Source organism: Bacteroides sp. 519 (assembly GCF_010500955.1).
Classification (GTDB): domain Bacteria; phylum Bacteroidota; class Bacteroidia; order Bacteroidales; family Bacteroidaceae; genus Bacteroides.
Genome location: NZ_QVMJ01000001.1, coordinates 145,303 through 164,464 on the forward strand (window position 1 = coordinate 145,303; position 19,162 = coordinate 164,464).

11 protein-coding genes are annotated in these 19,162 nt (G+C 43.2%); 5 read left to right on the forward strand and 6 right to left on the reverse strand.

All coding sequences use genetic code 11. The features are described 5' to 3' along the window. Positions 1 to 98 precede the first annotated feature (98 nt). The 5 genes from D0T85_RS00570 to D0T85_RS00590 form a co-directional block, all read right to left on the reverse strand. On the reverse strand, positions 99 to 2,540 hold the full coding sequence (locus tag D0T85_RS00570; protein ID WP_163209175.1) for a glycoside hydrolase domain-containing protein: 2,442 nt from the start codon (positions 2,538 to 2,540) through the stop codon (positions 99 to 101). 135 nt (positions 2,541 to 2,675) lie between these two features. Beyond that, on the reverse strand, positions 2,676 to 4,190 hold the full coding sequence (locus D0T85_RS00575; RefSeq protein WP_163209177.1) for a glycoside hydrolase family 32 protein: 1,515 nt from the start codon (positions 4,188 to 4,190) through the stop codon (positions 2,676 to 2,678). A gap of 2 nt (positions 4,191 to 4,192) precedes the next feature. Next, positions 4,193 to 5,605 (reverse strand): DUF4960 domain-containing protein, encoded by a 1,413-nt coding sequence (locus tag D0T85_RS00580; RefSeq protein WP_163209179.1) that lies wholly within the window; start codon positions 5,603 to 5,605, stop codon positions 4,193 to 4,195. 115 nt (positions 5,606 to 5,720) lie between these two features. Further along, positions 5,721 to 7,406 (reverse strand): RagB/SusD family nutrient uptake outer membrane protein, encoded by a 1,686-nt coding sequence (locus tag D0T85_RS00585; RefSeq protein ID WP_163209181.1) that lies wholly within the window; start codon positions 7,404 to 7,406, stop codon positions 5,721 to 5,723. Positions 7,407 to 7,529: 123 nt separating this feature from the next. Beyond that, positions 7,530 to 10,625, reverse strand: a complete 3,096-nt coding sequence (locus D0T85_RS00590) for a TonB-dependent receptor (RefSeq protein WP_163209183.1) — start codon at positions 10,623 to 10,625, stop codon at positions 7,530 to 7,532. A gap of 383 nt (positions 10,626 to 11,008) precedes the next feature. Between D0T85_RS00590 and D0T85_RS00595 the strand changes: the two genes are divergently transcribed. From D0T85_RS00595 to D0T85_RS00605, 3 genes are all read left to right on the forward strand, one after another. Further along, positions 11,009 to 12,829: a GH32 C-terminal domain-containing protein gene (locus D0T85_RS00595; RefSeq protein WP_163209185.1), complete on the forward strand. Its 1,821-nt coding sequence runs from the start codon at positions 11,009 to 11,011 to the stop codon at positions 12,827 to 12,829. A gap of 105 nt (positions 12,830 to 12,934) precedes the next feature. Then, positions 12,935 to 14,086 (forward strand): MFS transporter, encoded by a 1,152-nt coding sequence (locus tag D0T85_RS00600; protein WP_163209869.1) that lies wholly within the window; start codon positions 12,935 to 12,937, stop codon positions 14,084 to 14,086. A gap of 105 nt (positions 14,087 to 14,191) precedes the next feature. After that, on the forward strand, positions 14,192 to 15,070 hold the full coding sequence (locus tag D0T85_RS00605) for a carbohydrate kinase (protein ID WP_163209187.1): 879 nt from the start codon (positions 14,192 to 14,194) through the stop codon (positions 15,068 to 15,070). 82 nt (positions 15,071 to 15,152) lie between these two features. On the opposite strand, the gene D0T85_RS00610 is transcribed toward D0T85_RS00605, so the two are convergent. Next, entirely contained in the window at positions 15,153 to 16,274 is a 1,122-nt protein-coding gene (locus tag D0T85_RS00610) for a VWA domain-containing protein (protein ID WP_163209189.1), read from the reverse strand. A gap of 227 nt (positions 16,275 to 16,501) precedes the next feature. On the opposite strand from D0T85_RS00610, the gene D0T85_RS00615 reads away from it, so the two are divergent. Beyond that, positions 16,502 to 18,346, forward strand: a complete 1,845-nt coding sequence (locus D0T85_RS00615) for a histidine kinase (protein WP_163209191.1) — start codon at positions 16,502 to 16,504, stop codon at positions 18,344 to 18,346. After that, positions 18,309 to 19,067 (forward strand): LytTR family DNA-binding domain-containing protein, encoded by a 759-nt coding sequence (locus D0T85_RS00620; RefSeq protein WP_163209194.1) that lies wholly within the window; start codon positions 18,309 to 18,311, stop codon positions 19,065 to 19,067. Before D0T85_RS00615 ends, D0T85_RS00620 begins: the two co-directional genes overlap by 38 nt. The last annotated feature ends 95 nt before the right edge of the window (positions 19,068 to 19,162 follow it).

The following is a 19,162-nucleotide window of genomic DNA, read 5'->3' on the forward strand; positions in this document are numbered from 1 at the left end:
CTCCCAAAGGTAAAACTCCGAAGGATTAAAAATGAAAGTACAGTATTTAATTTGCAAAAGTCTGTACTTTCATTTTCCTTACTCTAATGTTTGTGTTCTTATCTGTAAAGGCCGACTGTGAAATCAGCAGCTCCTTCTTCTGCAAATATACCCCAGGGGTTCTCTGCCATCTGATAGATACGGTTGGTTAATGCCACTTCGTTATTTACATACACCACGCATACGGAATTTTCGACCATAACTGTAACTTCGTACTTTCCATTGATTGCTGCAGGAAGAGGTACGGAAGTGATTGTTTTTTGGATAGACTGGTTTATCTTTTGATCCAATCTCAAAACACCATCTTCGGGAGCCAAGGTAAGGTCGTAAACGTATTCTTGTTTGTCGAAGGCGGCAAACTCAATACCGAACCTCTTGGCCGTGGCCGGGGTAATGGTGGCCGATATTTTATTCACTCCTTTCAAGCGGGGGAATACTGCCAGTGCTTTATCGCTGGTTGCGGTTAGTGTGTAATCGCTATCTGTGTGTGTTGCACTCTTCAACACCAACGGAGTTAATGCCTGTTTGTTGTTGATGGTTTGGTTTACAGTGGTTGGTATTCCTACTTTTAACTCACCATTAGTCTGTTGCAACAGTTGATGTACCACCAACGAGCCGGCCCAACTGTAATCACTGTAATCGTTAGCGTCGGTACGGGTAGGGCACCAACCAAATATATATCTTTCGGTATCGCTACCGGTTGTTTTGCCGGCATAGAAGGCTACTCCGTCTAAAGACGAATTGGCCGGCACTGTCCAGTTGGCAGTGTTTACGGGGCGGTATTTGTAATGTACCTTACGATCGTCGATATCCGAATAGATAAGGTATTGGTAACTGCCCATAATAAACACGTCGGGGCACTCTACCATAAACGTGTTTTCACCGTTGTAGAATGGGGTTTCCAGCGTCCAGTTTCTTAAATCGGTAGATGAATATTGTGCCAGTACCGATGTCCAACTGCTTGAAAAATGGTCGGAACGGGTGCTGATAAGCATTTTATAGGTATTACTCTGGGTGTCGAAGAAGATAATCGGATCGCGGAAATCTTCGGCTGCATAGCCTGTAAGGGCTTTGATACAGAAATCGCTTTCGGGAACTTTGTTCCAATCTTTGAGGTTGGTTGAGGTTGCCATCAAAATTCTTTCGCGTGGATAGTTGCCATCGTCTCCATTATGGGCGGTATAAAAAGCATAATATACACCGTCTTTTTTATATACCGATCCTGTTCCGAGTGCTTTCTCCGGACTGCTGCTAGTGCCACAGGCAATCATCAATCCGTTGTCCTGATAGGTTACAAAGTCGGTAGTAGTAGCTTCGTACCACGGATGGAATGTAGGTGCACCGTCGCGGGCATCTTGCAAATAGAATACATAATATTTTCCATCTTCATAAAAAGGCATGGGGTCGCCCACCCAACCAGCGTGCGGTTTGTGGAAGAAAGAGTAAGTTTGATTGAGGTCGTTAACCTCTTTGTATGCTAATGCTTGTGCCAGTTGGTCGGGTTGTGTAATGCCTATTTCACCCAGGCTACCGCCGGATTGCCATTCGGTTACGGAGGCTGTTGGGCTAATCTGGTCGTCGGTAAAAGCCAATGTCAGTTCGTAAGAGGTGCTGGCATCGAGGGCTTGTGTTAGCTTGCCGATTTGTGTACCACCTTTTTCGGTAATGATTTCTATAACCAGCTCGTTGCCGGCTGCGTTGGGAGCAAACATGGAATAACCGCAAAGAACTGCATTATCTAGGTCGCCCAACGGCAGGGCATTTCCTTTTTTATAGACACTTGTTGCATCTTTCCCGTTGATAATGATGTTGTTAGCAGGACTGGCAGGTGTTAATTCCAAGTCAGCAACAGGTGTGCCAAAACTTACAGTCATACCGGTTTCGGCGGTTGCATCGGTGGCAGGCAGGTTCAGTTCGCAGGTTTGTTTCTTGTTTTTTATAACGATGGATTCAATTCCTCCCCAAACATCTTTGGCCGAAGGAGTAACTGCGTAAGCTTTGATGCTTATTTGTGTCAGTACATGACTAAAAGCAACGGTGGGTATTTTGGCAGTACTGCTACCTTCTTTCAGGGTAGTTATCATAATATCGGTTGAGCCGTCGATGGACGGGAATATCACTTTGCCATCGGTAGTATTCAGTGTGCCCGATGTGGGATACCAGCCAAGTAGCTTGGTTGTTTCTCCACTCTCCTGATAGTATTGTGATGGAGAGAAGGTTAAAGCATTGTCGAATGAAGCTATTTTGGCATCGAGCGTGGTACATCCCAAGTAATTTGCAGGGTATGCCGGAGAGGCATCCAAGCGTATAAAGTTTACATTCAGATCGGATTTCAGGGTGTTTCCCTGCATTCCGTCGCCCCGGGTTCCTACAGTTATGTTTTTAATTGTGCCGGTTGGGCGTATCTCTTCCCTGCCTGTTTGAGGGTTGATCTCATCTTTTGAGCATGCGGTTAGTGCAACCAGCATGCATAATGCCAGTGTGGGTTTAATGTTTTTCATGGATGTTATGGTAATGGATTAGATCTTCCTCCTCCGCCTTCGGGCACCTCCTCCAAAGGAGGACACGATGCCGCATGGCAATCTGGCTCACCGCCTCGGTGTCCGAAGGTGGAGGAGGAAAAAGATTATAAGAAATTAGTTAAAGAATTCCACCGTAAAATTCGCCTCTCCATCCTCGGCAAACACGGCCCAGGGGTTCTGCGTCATCTGATAAATACGGTTCGACAATGCCACTTCGTTATTCACATAAGCAACACATACCGAATTCTCTACTACAACAGTTAGCTGATATTCGCCGTTTACAGCTTCCGGCAAACGGGCTTCGGTAAATGTACGTTCGGTTTTGCCATTCACCACATAGTCCAGCTTTATCTTTCCGGATTCGGTATCAAGAACCAGGTCGTACACATATTTGCGGTTGCCACCAGCACCAAACTCAATACCAAAGCGTTTGGCCGAGTTGGCTTTTATGGTAGCCGATATCTTATTGATCGCCTCTTTTTCGAAACGAGGGAATACAACAACAGCCTTTTCGTTGCTACCTTTCAATGAGTAGCTGTTTCCGCTGGCTACGGCATTCTTTATCACTTCGGTTTTTAAACTAACCTTATTGCTGAGTGCCTGGTTTACAGGCGATGGAATACTTAGCGTAAGTTCACCGTTGGTTTTCTGTCCAAGCTGATGAACAACTAAAGCACCTGCCCAACTATAATTATTGTAATCCGAAGCATCATCGCGAGTAGGACACCAGCCAAACAGATAACGGTTTGTTCCGTCGGAAGCAGTTTTGGCAGCATAGTAAGCATAACCATCCAGAAAGTTATTGGCAGGTATGGTCCAATTGGTAGTGCCTACCGGGCGATATACATAATGTACTCCGCGGCGATCATTCTGTTCGGAGAAGATGAGGTACTGGTATCCACCCATTACAAAAACATCGGGACACTCAAGGTTCATGGTGCTTTCACTGTCGTAGAAAGGTTCCCGGCGAGTCCAACCTTCTGTTAGCTTGTCCGAGGTAAACTGCGACAATACCGCACGCCACGAACCTTTATAGTCGGCACGGGTGGTAACAAGCATGGTGTATGTTCCATCTTCGTTTTTGATGATAAAGGGATCGCGGAAGTCGTTACGGTCGTAGCCATCGCCCCAACCATTTTGAACGTATCCTTTCTTTTCCCAGTTCTTCAAGTCTTTGGATGTAGCAAGGAATATCTCTTCCTTAGGGTCCAGATTGGCATTGTGGGCTGTGTAGAAGAAATAGTATGTATCGCCTTCTTTAAATACAGAACCGGTTCCGAGTGCATCTTCGCGGCCATTGTCTTCGCCACAGGCAATCATTTCGCCATTGTCTTCGTAAGACAAGAAATTGGTAGTTGTGGCGCCATATATGGGGTGGAACGTAGGGGCGCCATCACGTGCATCCTGCAAGTAGAATACATGGAACTTACCATTCTCAAAATAGGGCATCAAATCGCCCGTCCATCCGTTAGATGGTTTAAAGAACATGGAGTAGTTGAGTTTCAAATCGTTCACATTGTACACAGCAGGGGCATCGGGGGCTGCTGTGGGGTCGTTGCTGGTGTAGTTGTTGTCGCTGCAAGCCATCAGGGCTGCGCAGGCAAACAGGGTTGTTAGTATATGTTTCATGGTTATTCGCTTAAGTAGTTCAATATATTATAAGTCAGTTTCTCCAGATTATCACGGTAAGTATTGGCTGCTCCACCTTCCTGGTGCCAGTCGTACATTTCGGCACCTGTAGTAATAACTGGCCCTCTATTGTCAGTTGCAGGATACTCTGTTATCAGACTATGTTTCTTCATGTGGTCGTCCCAATGGAAAGCCGCCAGTTGTACACCGCCTGTTTCGTCTTGCCAACGGGCTACATCTTCGCCCCAGCCAGTCCAGTCGTCGGTAAGATTCCATATAACATTGTGTGCTAATACCTGACATCCGTTGCTTAGTAAGAAGAAACGATCTGTTTCTCCCGGAGCCATGCGCAATCCTTTATATATAGGATGATCTTCGTGCCCGGTGATACGTACACCCCAGCCTATGCCGTTGCCGTCGTTCACTTCGAATGGTTCGGTACGTTCAAATCCCCAAGCGTTGTTCCACATACCGCCACTTTTGGTTATATTAAGCACGTTTCCTAATGTAAGACCTGCTGAACTTAAGAACAATCCACCACCTTGCGAGAGATAATTATTCATGGCTTCAATAACTTCGGGTTTGTTGGCATCGGCATGAATAACCGGGTCGCCACCTTTATCATAAGAGTCCCAATGATACCATATTACCGCACATTCATTCAAATCTTTTCCTGCTTTAATATCGGCAAACGAAATATATTCTGTTATTGGGAAGTTTTCAGAGAACCAGGCCCATGCTGCTTTATCATCTAAATTAGTAATGTCGTTAGCAGTAGCCGGAGCCCCGAGGAACGCCATTTTACGGAAGTCAACCAACTCAACAGTTACATCATACGTAAAGCTTTCGCCCAGATAAGAGATGATATATTTCACCGGATTGGTAAAGTTGTGAGTGGTTCCGTTGGGAGAAGTCAGTTCGGCACCTTCCGACAGATTGAAGGTAGGGCGCAGTGCTGTTACATCTGATCCTAATGGTAGCTTCACTACAATGGTACGTGCATCGTTATCAATCACCCCTTTGTATGTACCGATGGCAAAGTCGGTAAAGGAAGTTATTTTATCTACGGTTTTAGCCAGTACCTTGTAGTCGTGGTAAAGATTCTTGTTTACCACACGATAGGTAGTGAGGACCGACAAGTTAGTTGGACTGTTGGGGGCCTCCGGAAGTGCAATGCTTGCCCCTGCCGAAAGGGTGTAGGTGGGAACCAAAGTGGTTAAGTCGGTTCCACCTGGCATTATTATTTCAATATAGTCGGTTTTCTCGTCAAGGATATCGAGCTTGGAGCCATTCACTGTGAACGAGAGGATTTTTACTTCGCCGGATATGTCGAGGGCGTTGTAGTTGTCATCGCTACAGGCGGTGAGGCCGGTTATCAGGGCGATGAGGATTGCTATTATTGTATGTTTTTTCATTTTAATATTGTTTTGAGTTATTATTTGGCTTGTCATTCTGAGCGAAGCGAAGAATCTGTCGGGCTACGGTAGCCCATGAGATCCCTCACATTCGTTCGGGATGACAAGGTATTGCCTACCAACCCGGATTCTGTTCATACAACCCATTGGTAAACCCAATCTGCTGTTGTGGAATAGGAATATATTCATCCTTATTCTTATCGAACTTACCATTACCCAAATAAGTGCGGCGTTTAGACTCGGTAGTAAAGAAGTCGTTCATTACATCGGTAACGATTCCCCAGCGTACAAGATCGAAGAAGCGGCTTCCTTCCATTGCTAACTCCAAACGACGTTCCCAACGGAGGGCTTCGCGGGCAAAGTCTTGTGTCCAAGTGCAGTTAACACCATCCTGATAGAGGCTAACTTGCAGGTTCTTTGCATACGGAATAAACAATGTACTGTTCTTGGCACGCTCGCGTATCTGGTTGATGAGGGGCAAAGCTTCGTTCTGACGGTTTAGCTCGATAAGTGCTTCGGCCTGCATCAGTACAACATCGGCATAGCGGATAACGATCCGGTTTTTTGAATTACCATAGAATGGAGACAGGTTCTTGAAGCAATCGCACGAAGGGTCAACATTCTCTTTCAGCGAGGCGTAAATGCCATAAGTATTGATGTTACGGTTCCAGTTTTCTTCGTAAATCAGTTCCTCGTTGTACTTGTAAGGAACGCCGGGAAGAGCAACTGTGTGATACAAACGTGGGTCGGCAGCGTCTTCGCCAATACGGTAGTTATCGGTGTCGAAAGAATCGAAATCGGGTAAACCGTTCTTGGTTTTGAAGGCATTCACCAGGTTCTGAGTGGGCTTGTGGAAGTCGCAGCAACCCAATCCCATCGGCAGCGAAAGCACATCAGAGAAGTTGAGGCGGCCAAACATTGTTCCATCGTCAACAGAGAACTGGATGGCGAAGATTGATTCTTTTCCGTTTTCATAAGCTCCCGGTAAGAAGTTACATGCCATATCCTGTTCCAAATCGTAAGAGGAATTCAATACTACTTGGGTGTATCTAACTACTTCTTCCAAATCGGCAGCATTGATAGAAGTCAATACATTAGAGTTTGCATTGTCCTGGCGATAGGCTTTGTAAAGGTAGGCCTTAGCCAAATGCGCAGCAGCAGCTATCTTGTTAGCACGGCCCACTTGCGACTGGGTAACAGGGAGTAAGTCGTACGCTTTCTTGAAGTCGTCGCAAATCAATGCCCATTGTTCGTCGTTGGGCAGATTGTTCGGAGTCTTTTCGTAATCGGCAATGGGAGTATCTTCGTTTACAAAAGGAATGTGGCCAAATACCTGCTTCAGCATAAAGTAGAAGTGACCGCGCAGGAAATACATCTCGCCCATACGGGTGTTCTTCAATTCAAAAACGCTTTCTTCTGTTTGTTTCAAAACAGACAGAGCCGAGTTAGCACGCGATATAGCCTGAAATACCTGGAACCAGAGTCCGTCGGCCTCGCCGAAGTCGGTTTTGATGTTCTCGGATATTTCGTAGAAGTGGAAGTTTACAATATCGTTCTCGTCGCCACCGCCTTTGTAGGCATCATCGGAACGGATGGTTCCATAGGGCCAAAGACTGAATGGCTTGTCGTAATGATCGTTACCAAGTGATGAGTAAGCGGCGGTAACAAGTCCTTCGATAGAGGAAGGTGCTTTGGCTTCTTCTTCACTTAAGATGCCTTGTGGAACTTCGTCGAGGAAATCACAACTGTTTATTGCTAGGGTTGTGGCAAGAGCCAATGTTATGTATTTTATTGCTTTCATAATACTTATATTTATTACTTTGGAACACAGAGACACAGAGGCACAGAGTTTTTATTTATACAGGGAACAGGATAATCAAAATCTCTGTGCCTCTGTGTCTCTGTGTTCATTAAAACCATATTCTTAGAATGCTGCATTAATACCAAAAGTTACTGTTAAAGGAATTGGATAGCCCCATGCAGGGTTCTCAGGATCGACACCTGTAAAATCTTTATGCTTGATTGTAAACAGGTTCTGGGCGGCAGCATAAACACGGAAGTTACTAACCCTTATTTTGCTGAGGAATGCCTTTGGCAGATTGTAACCCAACTGTAGATTACGCAGTTTCAGGTACGAACCGTTTTCAATAAAGTAGGTAGAGAAGCGCGATTCGTTGGCAGCATCGGTGTACGATAGAGCCGGAATGTTAGAACCGGGATTCGTTACCGGATCGTAAGCGTTGAGCAACCGGCGGCCTTTATTGGAATAAGTATCCGACACGCTCCAGAAGTCGGTAGTGTACTTCACAGTGTTAATTACATCTACATTCTGAATGCCTTGCAGGTAAACTGTGAGGTCGAAGTTTTTATAAGATAGATTAATGTTCAATCCGTAAGAGAAATCAGGGAACGGATCGCCTATCCAGGTACGGTCGTCGGAGTCGACAACACCGTCGTTATTGATATCGCGGTAGCGAATGCGACCGATTGCTTTACCATCCTGACGGGCGTGTTGGTCTAAATCATCTTGCGACTTGAAAATACCATCAGCCACATAGCCATACATGGAACCTAACGAACGACCCAGGATATTATCATACGTACCGTTTCCGCCATAAGAGTTCTTCACAGACTCGGGCAGGTAAGTTATTTTGTTTTCGTTGGTCGAGATGTTTCCGGTTACATCGTACTGTAAGCCAAAGTTTGTGCGGCCGCGATAACCTAGTGAAAACTCGAAACCTTTGTTCTCCATGCTGGCACCGTTGTACCATTTGTTTCCGCCTTCACCAATAATAGCCACATATCCGGGTTGGTACAGCATATCTTTGGTTTTCTTTATATAGTATTCGACCGATCCGTAGAGGCTGTTGTTTAGTAACGAGAAGTCGAGGCCGATATTAGTTTGGGTAGTAGTTTCCCACTTCAAATCAGGGTTCTGAATTTGTGCGCGTTTAAAGCCGGATGCTAATTGGCCGGAGCCTTTACCATCGAAGTCGTAAGCTGTACCCCATACAGCGTTCCAAGTAGGGTCTTCTTTGCCGTATCCGGATACATAAATGTCGTAGATAGCGGTATTGTTCATGTTCTGATTACCAGTTTGTCCCCATCCGAAACGAAGTTTCAGGTCGTTAAGCCACTCTTGCGTATTCTCCATAAAAGCCTCCTGGTTAATTTTCCATCCCAGCGTGAAAGCAGGGAATACTCCCCAACGGTTATTTTTACCGAAGCGCGATGAACCGTCGCGGCGAATAGTTCCTGAAAGAAGATACCTGTCGTCATAAGCATAACTTACTTTACCGAAGAACGACATCAATGAGTAAGCAGTAGCGTTACCTGTACCGTTGCTGGTACCTGTTCCCAAGTCGGGCCACATATAATCCGGTGTTTCAAGAGCAAAGCCTTCGCGCGAGGAAGTGAAGTTTATATCTTCCTGACGGTACATTTCCATACCGGCCATGGTTTCGAAACGGTTCTTGCCGATTTCAAAGTCGTACGTTGCTACGTTGCTCCACGACCACTTCAACCAGTGTGCCTGTTCTATATTCGACATGGTTTTATCGCTTTGCATATATCCGCTGGTGTAGCTGTAAGTAAGCGAACGTTTGTAGAAATTACCATAGTCTACCCCAAAGCTTGAACGGATATTCAGCTTGCTGATGGGTTGGATATTGATAAACGCATTACCAAACATACGCCAGTAGGTATAGCGATTGTCTTTGTTGTCGTTGATAAGGCGAACAGGATTCTGACGGTCGGGCAATCCCATGATAGGGCCTCCCCAGCCTTTATCATCATCGGTACGAACGGGAATAAAAGGAACGGCAATAAGGGCAGATTCTACAATCTGGTGGGGTTGGGTTACTTCGGTAGTACGGTTCATGGTAAAGTTTTCGCCAATAGTTACTACATCGCCCCAAAGTTTGAAATCGGTATTCATACGGGCAGAGATGCGACCGAAGTCTGTGTTCTTAACCAAACCTTCGTTATCGTAATATCCTAGTGAGAAATAGTAGTTTCCCCGGTCGGTACCATTGCTAACAGATAAGTTGTACGATTGCGCCAGTCCGGTGCGGGTTACTTCGTCAAACCAATCGGTGTTAGATGGGCGCATGGTTTTCTTTGCATCGAGGTATTCGGGGAACAGTACATTCTTTAATGTGTTTCCATCATACTCGTAACGAATACCAAAGTTATTGCTGTTGGGGTCTACACCCGAGTTAACAGATGCTTTCCACAAGGCTTGGGCATACTCTTTCGAGCTTAATACATCTATCTTATTATGATAGTAGCTAGCGGTAAGGTAAGCGTCGAGGTTTACTTTCACTTCGCCTTTCTTTCCTTTCTTGGTGGTAACAACAATCACACCGTTTGCCGCACGCGACCCGTAGATGGTTGCAGCCGAGGCATCGCGCATAATCTGAATGCTTTCGATATCGTGCGAGTTCAGTTCGTGCATGCCCGATGTGGTTTGCACACCGTCAATAATAATCAGCGGGCTCGAATCTCCCGACAAGGAAGATACCCCACGGATTTGTATGCTGGCCGAACCGCTTGGATTACCGTCGGAGCTAATGGTCATACCAGGTATACGTCCTTGCAACGCTTTGATGGGATTGTTCTCGGCAGCAGACATCATATCATCTACCTTCACTACAGATACTGCTCCGGTAAGGTCGGCTTTGCGTTCGGTACGGTAACCTACGGCAACAACTTCGTCTAGTATCAAGGATGATTCTTTCAGGGTAACATTAATCAGGGTACGTCCGCTTACAGGGATTTCCTGTGTTTCGTATCCTATATAAGAGAATATCAGTGTGGCACCGGAAGGAACAGATAGTTCATAATTTCCGTCGAGGTCGGTAATGGTTCCAAGGGTTTGTCCTTTTACGCTGACATTGGCCCCTATTACTCCATCTGCTTCTGTAGTAGATTTTACGTTTCCTTTTACTGTTATATTCTGCGCACCGGCAGTAATACTTATTAATAATAAAAGGATAAGACTGGTAAATAACTTCCTCATATTACATGTTAGAATTTAAAATTAACAAATTAAGTTAGTCTCACAAGATGCTTTCCGGGCTTCTTCGATTCTATGCTTGCAAAGTAAGGGGAAAATTGGGGAATGGAGTATAAGATTTGTTTCAAAGACGAACAAATTTGATACACGCTTTTGGCTTTATTTTGAAACGCAGATTAACGCGGATTAACGCAGATTAGAAATTAATTATCTCTCAAAATATATAATCTGCGTTAATCTGCGTTAATCTGCGTTTCAAACCAATGTATCAAATTTGCCAGCCTTTGAAACATTTGTTATATCTTGCAACCCGTTAAATATCTTACTTTGCCGATAGCTTTCCGGCCAAACTTATTTCTAAGACTAATTTAATACCAGTTACAAACATGATTATTAATACATTCAGAAAACAACTTGCCCGCGCAACCCTTTCTATATTCTGTATGGGAACTGTTTTTATATCGTGCATGGCAACAAACCCTCCTTATACAGTAAAACATCTGGGAGACAACCAAAGTATTATCCGGATTGAAGATGCTGCAAAATATCTGTTAATACCAATAGAAGAAAAAGCAGAAGAGTCATGGATAAAGATGGTAGTGAACAACCAAGAAGTGCAGAGCATGCACATCCGTTTGGCGGTTAACCAAATTGATTATTATGTACCAGTTGATCTTTCCGCATTTACAGGAAAATCTGTTTTGTTTCATTTCCACAACATTGCAGATTCGGCTATGGGATGGAAAGAATTAAAACTATCCGATACGTTCGATACTGCCAACCGCGAACATTATCGCCCTGTTTATCATTTCTCTCCTCAATGGGGATGGATGAACGATCCTAACGGAATGGTTTACAAAGACGGCGAATATCACCTTTTTTACCAACATAATCCTTATGGCTCTATGTGGGCCAATATGCATTGGGGCCATGCAGTTTCTAAAGACCTCGTTCGTTGGGAACATCTTCCTGTAGCAATTGCTCCGGATGCACTAGGTGCTATTTTCAGTGGAAGCGCCGTGGTAGATAAAGACAATACTGCCGGATTTGGTAAGGATGCCATTGTAGCTTTTTATACTTCGGCAGGCTCGCGCCAAACACAGAGCATTGCTTACAGCCTCGACAACGGACGTACATTTACTAAATACGAAGGCAATCCGGTAGTAACATCGGATATCCCCGATTTTCGCGATCCAAAGGTTATCCGCCACGAACCATCCGGCAAATGGATTATGATTCTGGCAGCCGGACAGGAGATGCAATTCTATTCCTCTTCTGATTTAAAAGATTGGAAGATGGAAAGCAGCTTTGGCGAAGGACAAGGCGCACACGGTGGCGTTTGGGAATGCCCCGATCTGATTGAACTCCCTGTAGAAGGTACAAACGAAAAGAAATGGGTATTGATTTGCAACCTCAACCCTGGCGGACCGTTTGGTGGTTCGGCTACCCAGTACTTTGTTGGTAGTTTCGATGGAAAGAGATTTGTAAACGAATCGCCAACTACCCGCAGGGAACCCTTGCCGCAATGGATGGACTGGGGCAAGGATCATTATGCCACCGTAACCTGGAGCAATGCTCCCGATAATCGTAATATTGCTATTGCGTGGATGAGCAACTGGCAATATGCCAATCAGGTTCCTACACAGCAGTTCCGCAGTTCAAATTCTGTTCCGCGCGACTTGAGTCTATATACTTTTGAGGGTGAAACATATATTAAAAACACTCCTTCCAAAGAACTCGAATCCATCAGGGGTAAAGCAATCAATCAAGCTTCTTTCAAAGTAGATCGTACCCACAACCTCGACGATTTATTGAAAGATAACAAAGGAACTTACGAGCTAGAAATGTCTTTCAGCAACCAAGATGCCGAGGTTATAGGTTTCCAACTCTTCAACAACAAAGGCGAAGAAGTTAACTGCTACTACAATCTAACAGAAAACAAATTCTCAATGGACCGCAACAAAAGTGGTTTGGTTGATTTCAGTCCGGAGTTCCCAGCTGTTACCTCTGCACCTGTAACCAGTGGCAAAGAACTGAAACTCCATATATTTGTGGATAAGGCAAGTATTGAGATTTTCGGTAATGACGGCCGCTTTGCTATGACAAATCTGGTTTTCCCTTCGGAGCCTTATAATCGTATTAGTTTTTACTCTAAGGGGGGTAGCTATACGGTTTCGGAGTTCAGGGTTTTCCCATTGGGGATTTAATTCTTTTTTAACACAGAGACACAGAGGCACAGAGTTTTATCTTTGCTTATCTATAATTAAAAATCTCTGTGCCTCTGTGTCTCTGTGTTCTATATCTATAATAATATGTCAAAAAGCAACAATACAATAGTAAAACTAATCCCTATTATGCTGGCGTTCTTCGCTATGGGATTTGTTGATTTGGTTGGCACAGCCACCAATTATGTGAAAGACGATTTGCAGCTTTCGGATACGATGGCTAACATCTTCCCGTCTATGGTTTTCTTCTGGTTCCTGATATGTTCGGTTCCTACAGGCATGCTAATGAACCGCATCGGACGCCGTAAAACCGTGCTTCTCAGCTTGGTCGTAACTACGGTTTCGCTTCTGCTGCCGGTGGTTAATTACTCGTTTATCAGCATGCTACTTTCGTTCTCGCTGCTGGGCATTGGCAATGCACTGATGCAAGTTTCTTTAAATCCTCTGTTATCCAATGTGGTAAGTGGCGACCGGTTGGCCAGTTCGCTCACGTTCGGTCAGTTTATAAAGGCCATTGCCTCGTTCATTGCTCCGCTTATTGCCAGTTGGGGGGCGTTGCAGTTCGATAACTGGCGGATACTTTTTCCCATTTTCATGGTGGTGGCTGTTCTGGCAGTCATCTTCTTAGGAGTAACAAACATCAACGAAGACGACGAAAAAGGGGAAAGTTCCACCTTTGCTGAGTGCTTTGCCTTGTTGGGCGATAAACTGATCTTGCTTTCTTTCCTGGGCATTATGTGCCATGTAGGCATTGATGTGGGTACCAATGTAACTGCTCCCAAAATTTTAATTGAGCGGTTGGGGATGCCTCTTAACGAGGCGATCTATGCTACCAGTGTTTACTTTCTGTTCCGTACGATTGGTTGTTTTTCGGGCACGTTTATTCTGGCGAAGTTTTCATCCAGAATATTCTTCGGCATCAGCTCAGTGTTAATGCTGTTGGGTATGGCAGGACTCTTCTTCTTCGACACCCAAATGGCTATTTATGTTTGCGTGGCACTGATTGGTTTTGGTAACTCGAATATCTTCCCGGTTATCTTCTCGGGTGCATTGTTGCATCTGCCAAACAAAAAGAATGAGGTCTCCGGCTTGATGATCATGGGCTTGTTTGGCGGTACCATCTTCCCACTCATCATGGGAGTGGCTTCGGATGCTGTGAATGCTCAGGTTGGGGCAGTAGCGGTAATGATGATCGGCGTACTGTATTTATTGTATTTTACTACAAAGATTAAGAAATGATAAACCGCAGAGTTACGCAGATTAACGCGGAGTTATAAATTTGAGTTCTTAAGTAAAAACTCTGCGCAAATCTGCGTAACTCTGCGGTTCAAAAATAATAAAACAATGAACAATATAATAGTAGGAATGGGCGAGGCATTATGGGATATGCTGCCCGAAGGAAAAAAGATTGGTGGTGCTCCTGCAAACTTTGCCTACCATGTTTCTCAGTTTGGTTTAAATAGCTGTGTAGTCAGCGCATTGGGAAATGATAAATTAGGAGACGAAATACTTGATGTTATAAACGAGAAAAATCTCAAGCATCAGATTGCGCGGGTTGATTATCCAACCGGAACCGTTCAGGTTACTTTAGACGATGAGGGTGTTCCTTGTTACGAAATAAAAGAAAATGTAGCCTGGGATAATATACCTTTCACAGACGATCTTAAGCGTTTGGCGCTTAGTACCCGTGCGGTTTGTTTCGGCTCGCTGGCACAACGTAACTCAGTGAGTCGCAATACCATCAACCGCTTTCTGGACACTATGCCCGATATTGACGGCCACCTGAAGATATTCGATATCAACCTCCGTCAGCAGTTTTATACGAAAGAGGTATTAAGCGAGTCGTTCGAGAAGTGCAACGTACTAAAGATTAACGACGAAGAGTTGGTTGTCGTCAGCCGGATGTTTGGCTATCCGGGGATTGATCTGGAAGATAAATGCTGGATACTTTTGGCCAAGTACAATTTAAAGATGCTGATTCTTACCTGCGGCACCAACGGTAGTTATGTATTTACTCCGGGGTCGGTTTCATTCCTTGAAACTCCATCGGTTCCGGTAGCTGATACTGTAGGTGCAGGCGATTCGTTTACAGCAGCGTTCTGTGCTTCTATTCTGGGAGGTAAGAGTATTCGCGAAGCGCATAAACTGGCAGTGGATGCCTCAGCGTATGTTTGTACGCAGAGTGGAGCAATGCCGGTGTTTCCGGATACTTTTAAGTTATGAGTTATGAGTTTTGAGTAATGAGTAATGGTTTCATGCGGCATTGTTAACTCATTACTCATTACTCAAAACTCATTACTCATAACTACTCCACCTCGTACCCCATAGTTAAGGCCAAATCAATTACCGATTGATTGATCGCTTTTCCCAGATCATCACCACCGTCTCCCTCTTTTTTCATTTGTTCATCAATATATGCCTGCCTTTTCTTTGCCAGTTCGTCTATTTGCTTTTGCAACGAAATTCGTTCTGTCTCTTTCTGTTTTATAAAATCTTCTATCCCTTTTTTATCTTTATTTTGTAGTTCGGCAGGTAGTTCTTTCTTGTCTAGTTTCTCGATGATGTTCTTATCCTCTTTGTACATATCTACCAAATCCCATGAACTATTATTATACACTCTCTTGGTTTTACTTACAACACGTTCAGCATAATTTGATGAAGATATTAATTGTGCATAATTATCCTGTTTCATTTGCGATTCTTTCCTTGCATTCCCAATTCTTCCATACCCAATGTATGTATTATTCAGTTGGATATTAAATGTGCTTATCCTATCATCAAACGGGGTACTGATAAACCTTATTGTGGCATTATGATCAATATTAAAGAATTTTCCTTTGCCAATTGCTGCACCTTCTTTCCATCCGTCTATTCCCCAACGGGCATCGCCACAATGAATGGTATTTACATAGATATTCTTTTTCAATGCATCATTAATAGCCAACTTATAATCAATCTCACCCTGATTAAAAGGCTCGTTACCTGCAATATAAATAAGTTTCATATCGGCATCTCCTTTGCCCCAATCCAACTTATCTACTGCCTTTTTAATAACTGCACCACAATACTCATAGCCGCCATTGGTAGTCAGTCCGAAAAGCTTATCAGACAGTAAATCAAGATCATTGCTCAATGGCATCACCTGCCTTATATAATCATCTTCCACACGAAGTTCGCTGTTACCATACTCGTACAATGCAATTTCTATATCAGGCGATTTGCCTTTAAACTTTAAGGTTGTAAGTGTGTTCACTATGTTCCATAAACGAGATTTAGCCTGATTAATCAATCCGTTCATACTGCTCGATGTATCTAACAAAATAGCTACCTGTATTTTGGTACTGTTATCGTTAGATGCTTTTGCTCCATTACATACTGTTGTTAATACAACTGCCATCATTACTGCTGATAAAAAAAACTTCTTCATAATTATATCATTTGAATTATATGTTTTAGACCTCTACTTATATCCGTGTATTTTAATCCGTGCAATCCGCGTCATCCGTGTCTAAGAAATACCCAAAAGTAGATAGTTAAAAATTAACGTTTCCGTCCAAATGGGTGAAAGCATCTTTTTAATTGGTGAAACATAGATGCAAAAGTTTTAAAACCTTTTATCTTTGTCAGTAGAAAGTTTACAATTACAAAGAATCTATGGTAAAAAAATGGCTGTTTTGTATCTGTTTTATCTCCCTGCCTCTTATCAGTTGGGGCCAAGACAGTATACCTGTACAAAAAATCAGTAAAAGATCGGCAGCATCCAAACTCAGCAGAAGTCTGGAACAAGACAGCTCTGCACAACGCATTGCAGAAGACTATATGAAGCTAGCCCAACAGCTAGCCTTCCAGAACGACTATGCCAAAGCCGAAACTTATTATTTTCAGGCTGCCAGTTCATTTGCAAAACTAAAAAACAGAGAACAAGAAGCCTTAGCCTTTCGCGAAATGGCCAAAACGCAAGAGTATCAATTAAAGTTTGAAGAAGCCATAAAAAGCTATATCAAGGCTTCTAAAAAAACCCGCTTAAAAGATTTTTCTCAAGTAAACACAAACGATGCTTCTCGCTTACAGAACCGGGATAACCTGGTAACACAATCAAGATATATTCAAAGTAACATAGCTTTGAATAGTAAAACGCAAAACAGAAACGATGCTGTTTTTGCTTTTCAACAGATGGCACAAGTAAATTTGGAACAAGCAGACAAAACAGCTGCCATTGGCAACCTGCAAAATGCACTGGAACTGGTAAAAGACGAACCGGAAGAAAGCAGTAAGATAAAAGAAGAGATTGCAAAGGTGTACGTTGCCGATGAGCAATTTGAACAGGCAATCAGCATCAATCAATCATTAGTAGAAGAAGCTAAAAAAACTGCCGACCCGGTAAAAGAGGTAAGCCAACTGCAAAACCTGTCGCAAACATATTTCCAGGCACAGGAGGCCGAAAAAGCAATTGCTTCGTTAAAAGATGCCTATAATGTTGCTATAGAAAACAACCAGACTTTAGTTGCCAAAAATGTTCTGCAACAGCTTACCCAATTCTATCAGGATAAAAAGAAATCAAAGGAAGCCATGGAAGTGTATGCCGATTTCGTTTCACGCTTAGATACGCTGATTAAAGCCGACAGCACGCTTGTTGATGAGAAAATATTTCAGTTACATGAAGATAAGATAGCCCAACTGGAGAAAGAACGGGTTTTAAAAGATGAACTTATAAACAAAAAGAATGTATATAACAATATGCTACTCGGCTTTCTGATTATTTCTCTGTTGCTGATTATTATTATTGCAAAGTCGCTCTATTCCATCAATAAAAAGAATAAAAAGATAGCATTGCAGTCTCTTCGTCGGGAAATGAATCCGCATTTCATATTCAACAGCCTTAACAGTGTGAATCAGTTTATTGCACAGAATAACGAGTTGGAAGCCAATAAATACCTAACCTCCTACTCGCGCCTGATGCGTAACATTATGGAAAATTCCAACAAGGACTTTATTACGCTAACCACCGAAATAGATCAGTTAAAGAAATACCTTGAGCTGGAACATCTGCGTTTTAATGATAAGTTTGCCTACGACATCCGGATAGACGACACATTAGATACCGATAGTTTGTATGTACCCAATATGCTTATTCAGCCCCAACTGGAAAATGCCATCTGGCATGGACTTCGTTACAAAGAATCTAAAGGCATGCTTACCTTATCTTTTGTACCGGCTTCAAACAGAATCAAAGTAGAGGTCGAGGATAACGGCATCGGGTTGGCAAACAGCAAAAGCCTGAAAACCACACACCAAAAACAACATAACTCTCGCGGACTATCTAATACACGCGAGCGTATCCAACTGCTTAACAAATTGTATCACCTGGATATTTCCATGAACATAACCGATAAAACCGGAGATGCTCCGGGCGTTATTGTTACGCTCTCGTTCCCTGTTATCGACAAGAAACTAATAAACGATGAACACATTACAGAAAATAACCAGCGTAATAGTTGAGGACGAAACTGCTGCGCGAGAGGCGTTGAAAAACTATCTCTCTAAATACTGCCCTCAGATAGAAATAATAGGCGAAGCTGTAAATTGCAAAGAAGCGATTCCATTGCTACACAAACTACAGCCCCAACTGGTATTTCTGGATGTTGAAATGCCTTTTGGAAATGCTTTCGATGCGCTTGAAGGATGCAAAGACCTGTATTTTGAAACAATATTTGTTACAGCCTTTTCGGAGTATTCGCTCCGTGCACTAAACCAGAGTGCAGCATATTATCTATTAAAACCTGTTAGTATTGAAGAACTTATTTTAGCTGTTAACAAGGTACAACAGCACATTATGAACCGCGAAATCTTCAACCGGAATCAAATTATTATCGAGAATTTCCGTGAGCCTAAACCCGAGAAACAACAGGTAATACTTCCTACCTTGGAAGGTTTTGAAGTGGTGAAGATGGAAGAAATCATCCGCCTACAGGGCAATGGCAACTTTACGGATATTTATTTGCGCGATAAGAAAAAGAAAATGGTATGCCGGTTTCTGAAACATTTTTCAGAGATCCTTCCTTTTCCTTTTATACGTGTACACAAATCGCATATTATAAATTTCAATTGTGTGAAATCGTATTTCAAAAACTCTGGTGGGTATGTAGTGCTGGAAGATGATACGGAAATAGAGGTTTCGCCTACATATAAAGAAGAGGTGTTAAAGCTTTTTCGGTGCTAAAACAAAGTATTAACTTTGTTTAACTATATGTATTGCAGCTTTTCGTGTGTTTATCCGTCTAATATATAAAATCTGTAATATTTAGAAGAAATAAC

Excerpts from the sequence above, each read along its gene's own strand:
- D0T85_RS00620 (WP_163209194.1), top strand. The coding sequence starts at position 18,309 with ATGAACACATTACAGAAAATAACCAGCGTAATAGTTGAGGACGAAACT.
- D0T85_RS00610 (WP_163209189.1), bottom strand. The coding sequence starts at position 16,274 with ATGAAGAAGTTTTTTTTATCAGCAGTAATGATGGCAGTTGTATTAACA.
- D0T85_RS00595 (WP_163209185.1), top strand. The coding sequence starts at position 11,009 with ATGATTATTAATACATTCAGAAAACAACTTGCCCGCGCAACCCTTTCT.
- D0T85_RS00615 (WP_163209191.1), top strand. The coding sequence starts at position 16,502 with ATGGTAAAAAAATGGCTGTTTTGTATCTGTTTTATCTCCCTGCCTCTT.
- D0T85_RS00580 (WP_163209179.1), bottom strand. The coding sequence starts at position 5,605 with ATGAAAAAACATACAATAATAGCAATCCTCATCGCCCTGATAACCGGC.
- D0T85_RS00600 (WP_163209869.1), top strand. The coding sequence starts at position 12,935 with ATGTCAAAAAGCAACAATACAATAGTAAAACTAATCCCTATTATGCTG.
- D0T85_RS00590 (WP_163209183.1), bottom strand. The coding sequence starts at position 10,625 with ATGAGGAAGTTATTTACCAGTCTTATCCTTTTATTATTAATAAGTATT.
- D0T85_RS00605 (WP_163209187.1), top strand. The coding sequence starts at position 14,192 with ATGAACAATATAATAGTAGGAATGGGCGAGGCATTATGGGATATGCTG.
- D0T85_RS00570 (WP_163209175.1), bottom strand. The coding sequence starts at position 2,540 with ATGAAAAACATTAAACCCACACTGGCATTATGCATGCTGGTTGCACTA.
- D0T85_RS00575 (WP_163209177.1), bottom strand. The coding sequence starts at position 4,190 with ATGAAACATATACTAACAACCCTGTTTGCCTGCGCAGCCCTGATGGCT.
- D0T85_RS00585 (WP_163209181.1), bottom strand. The coding sequence starts at position 7,406 with ATGAAAGCAATAAAATACATAACATTGGCTCTTGCCACAACCCTAGCA.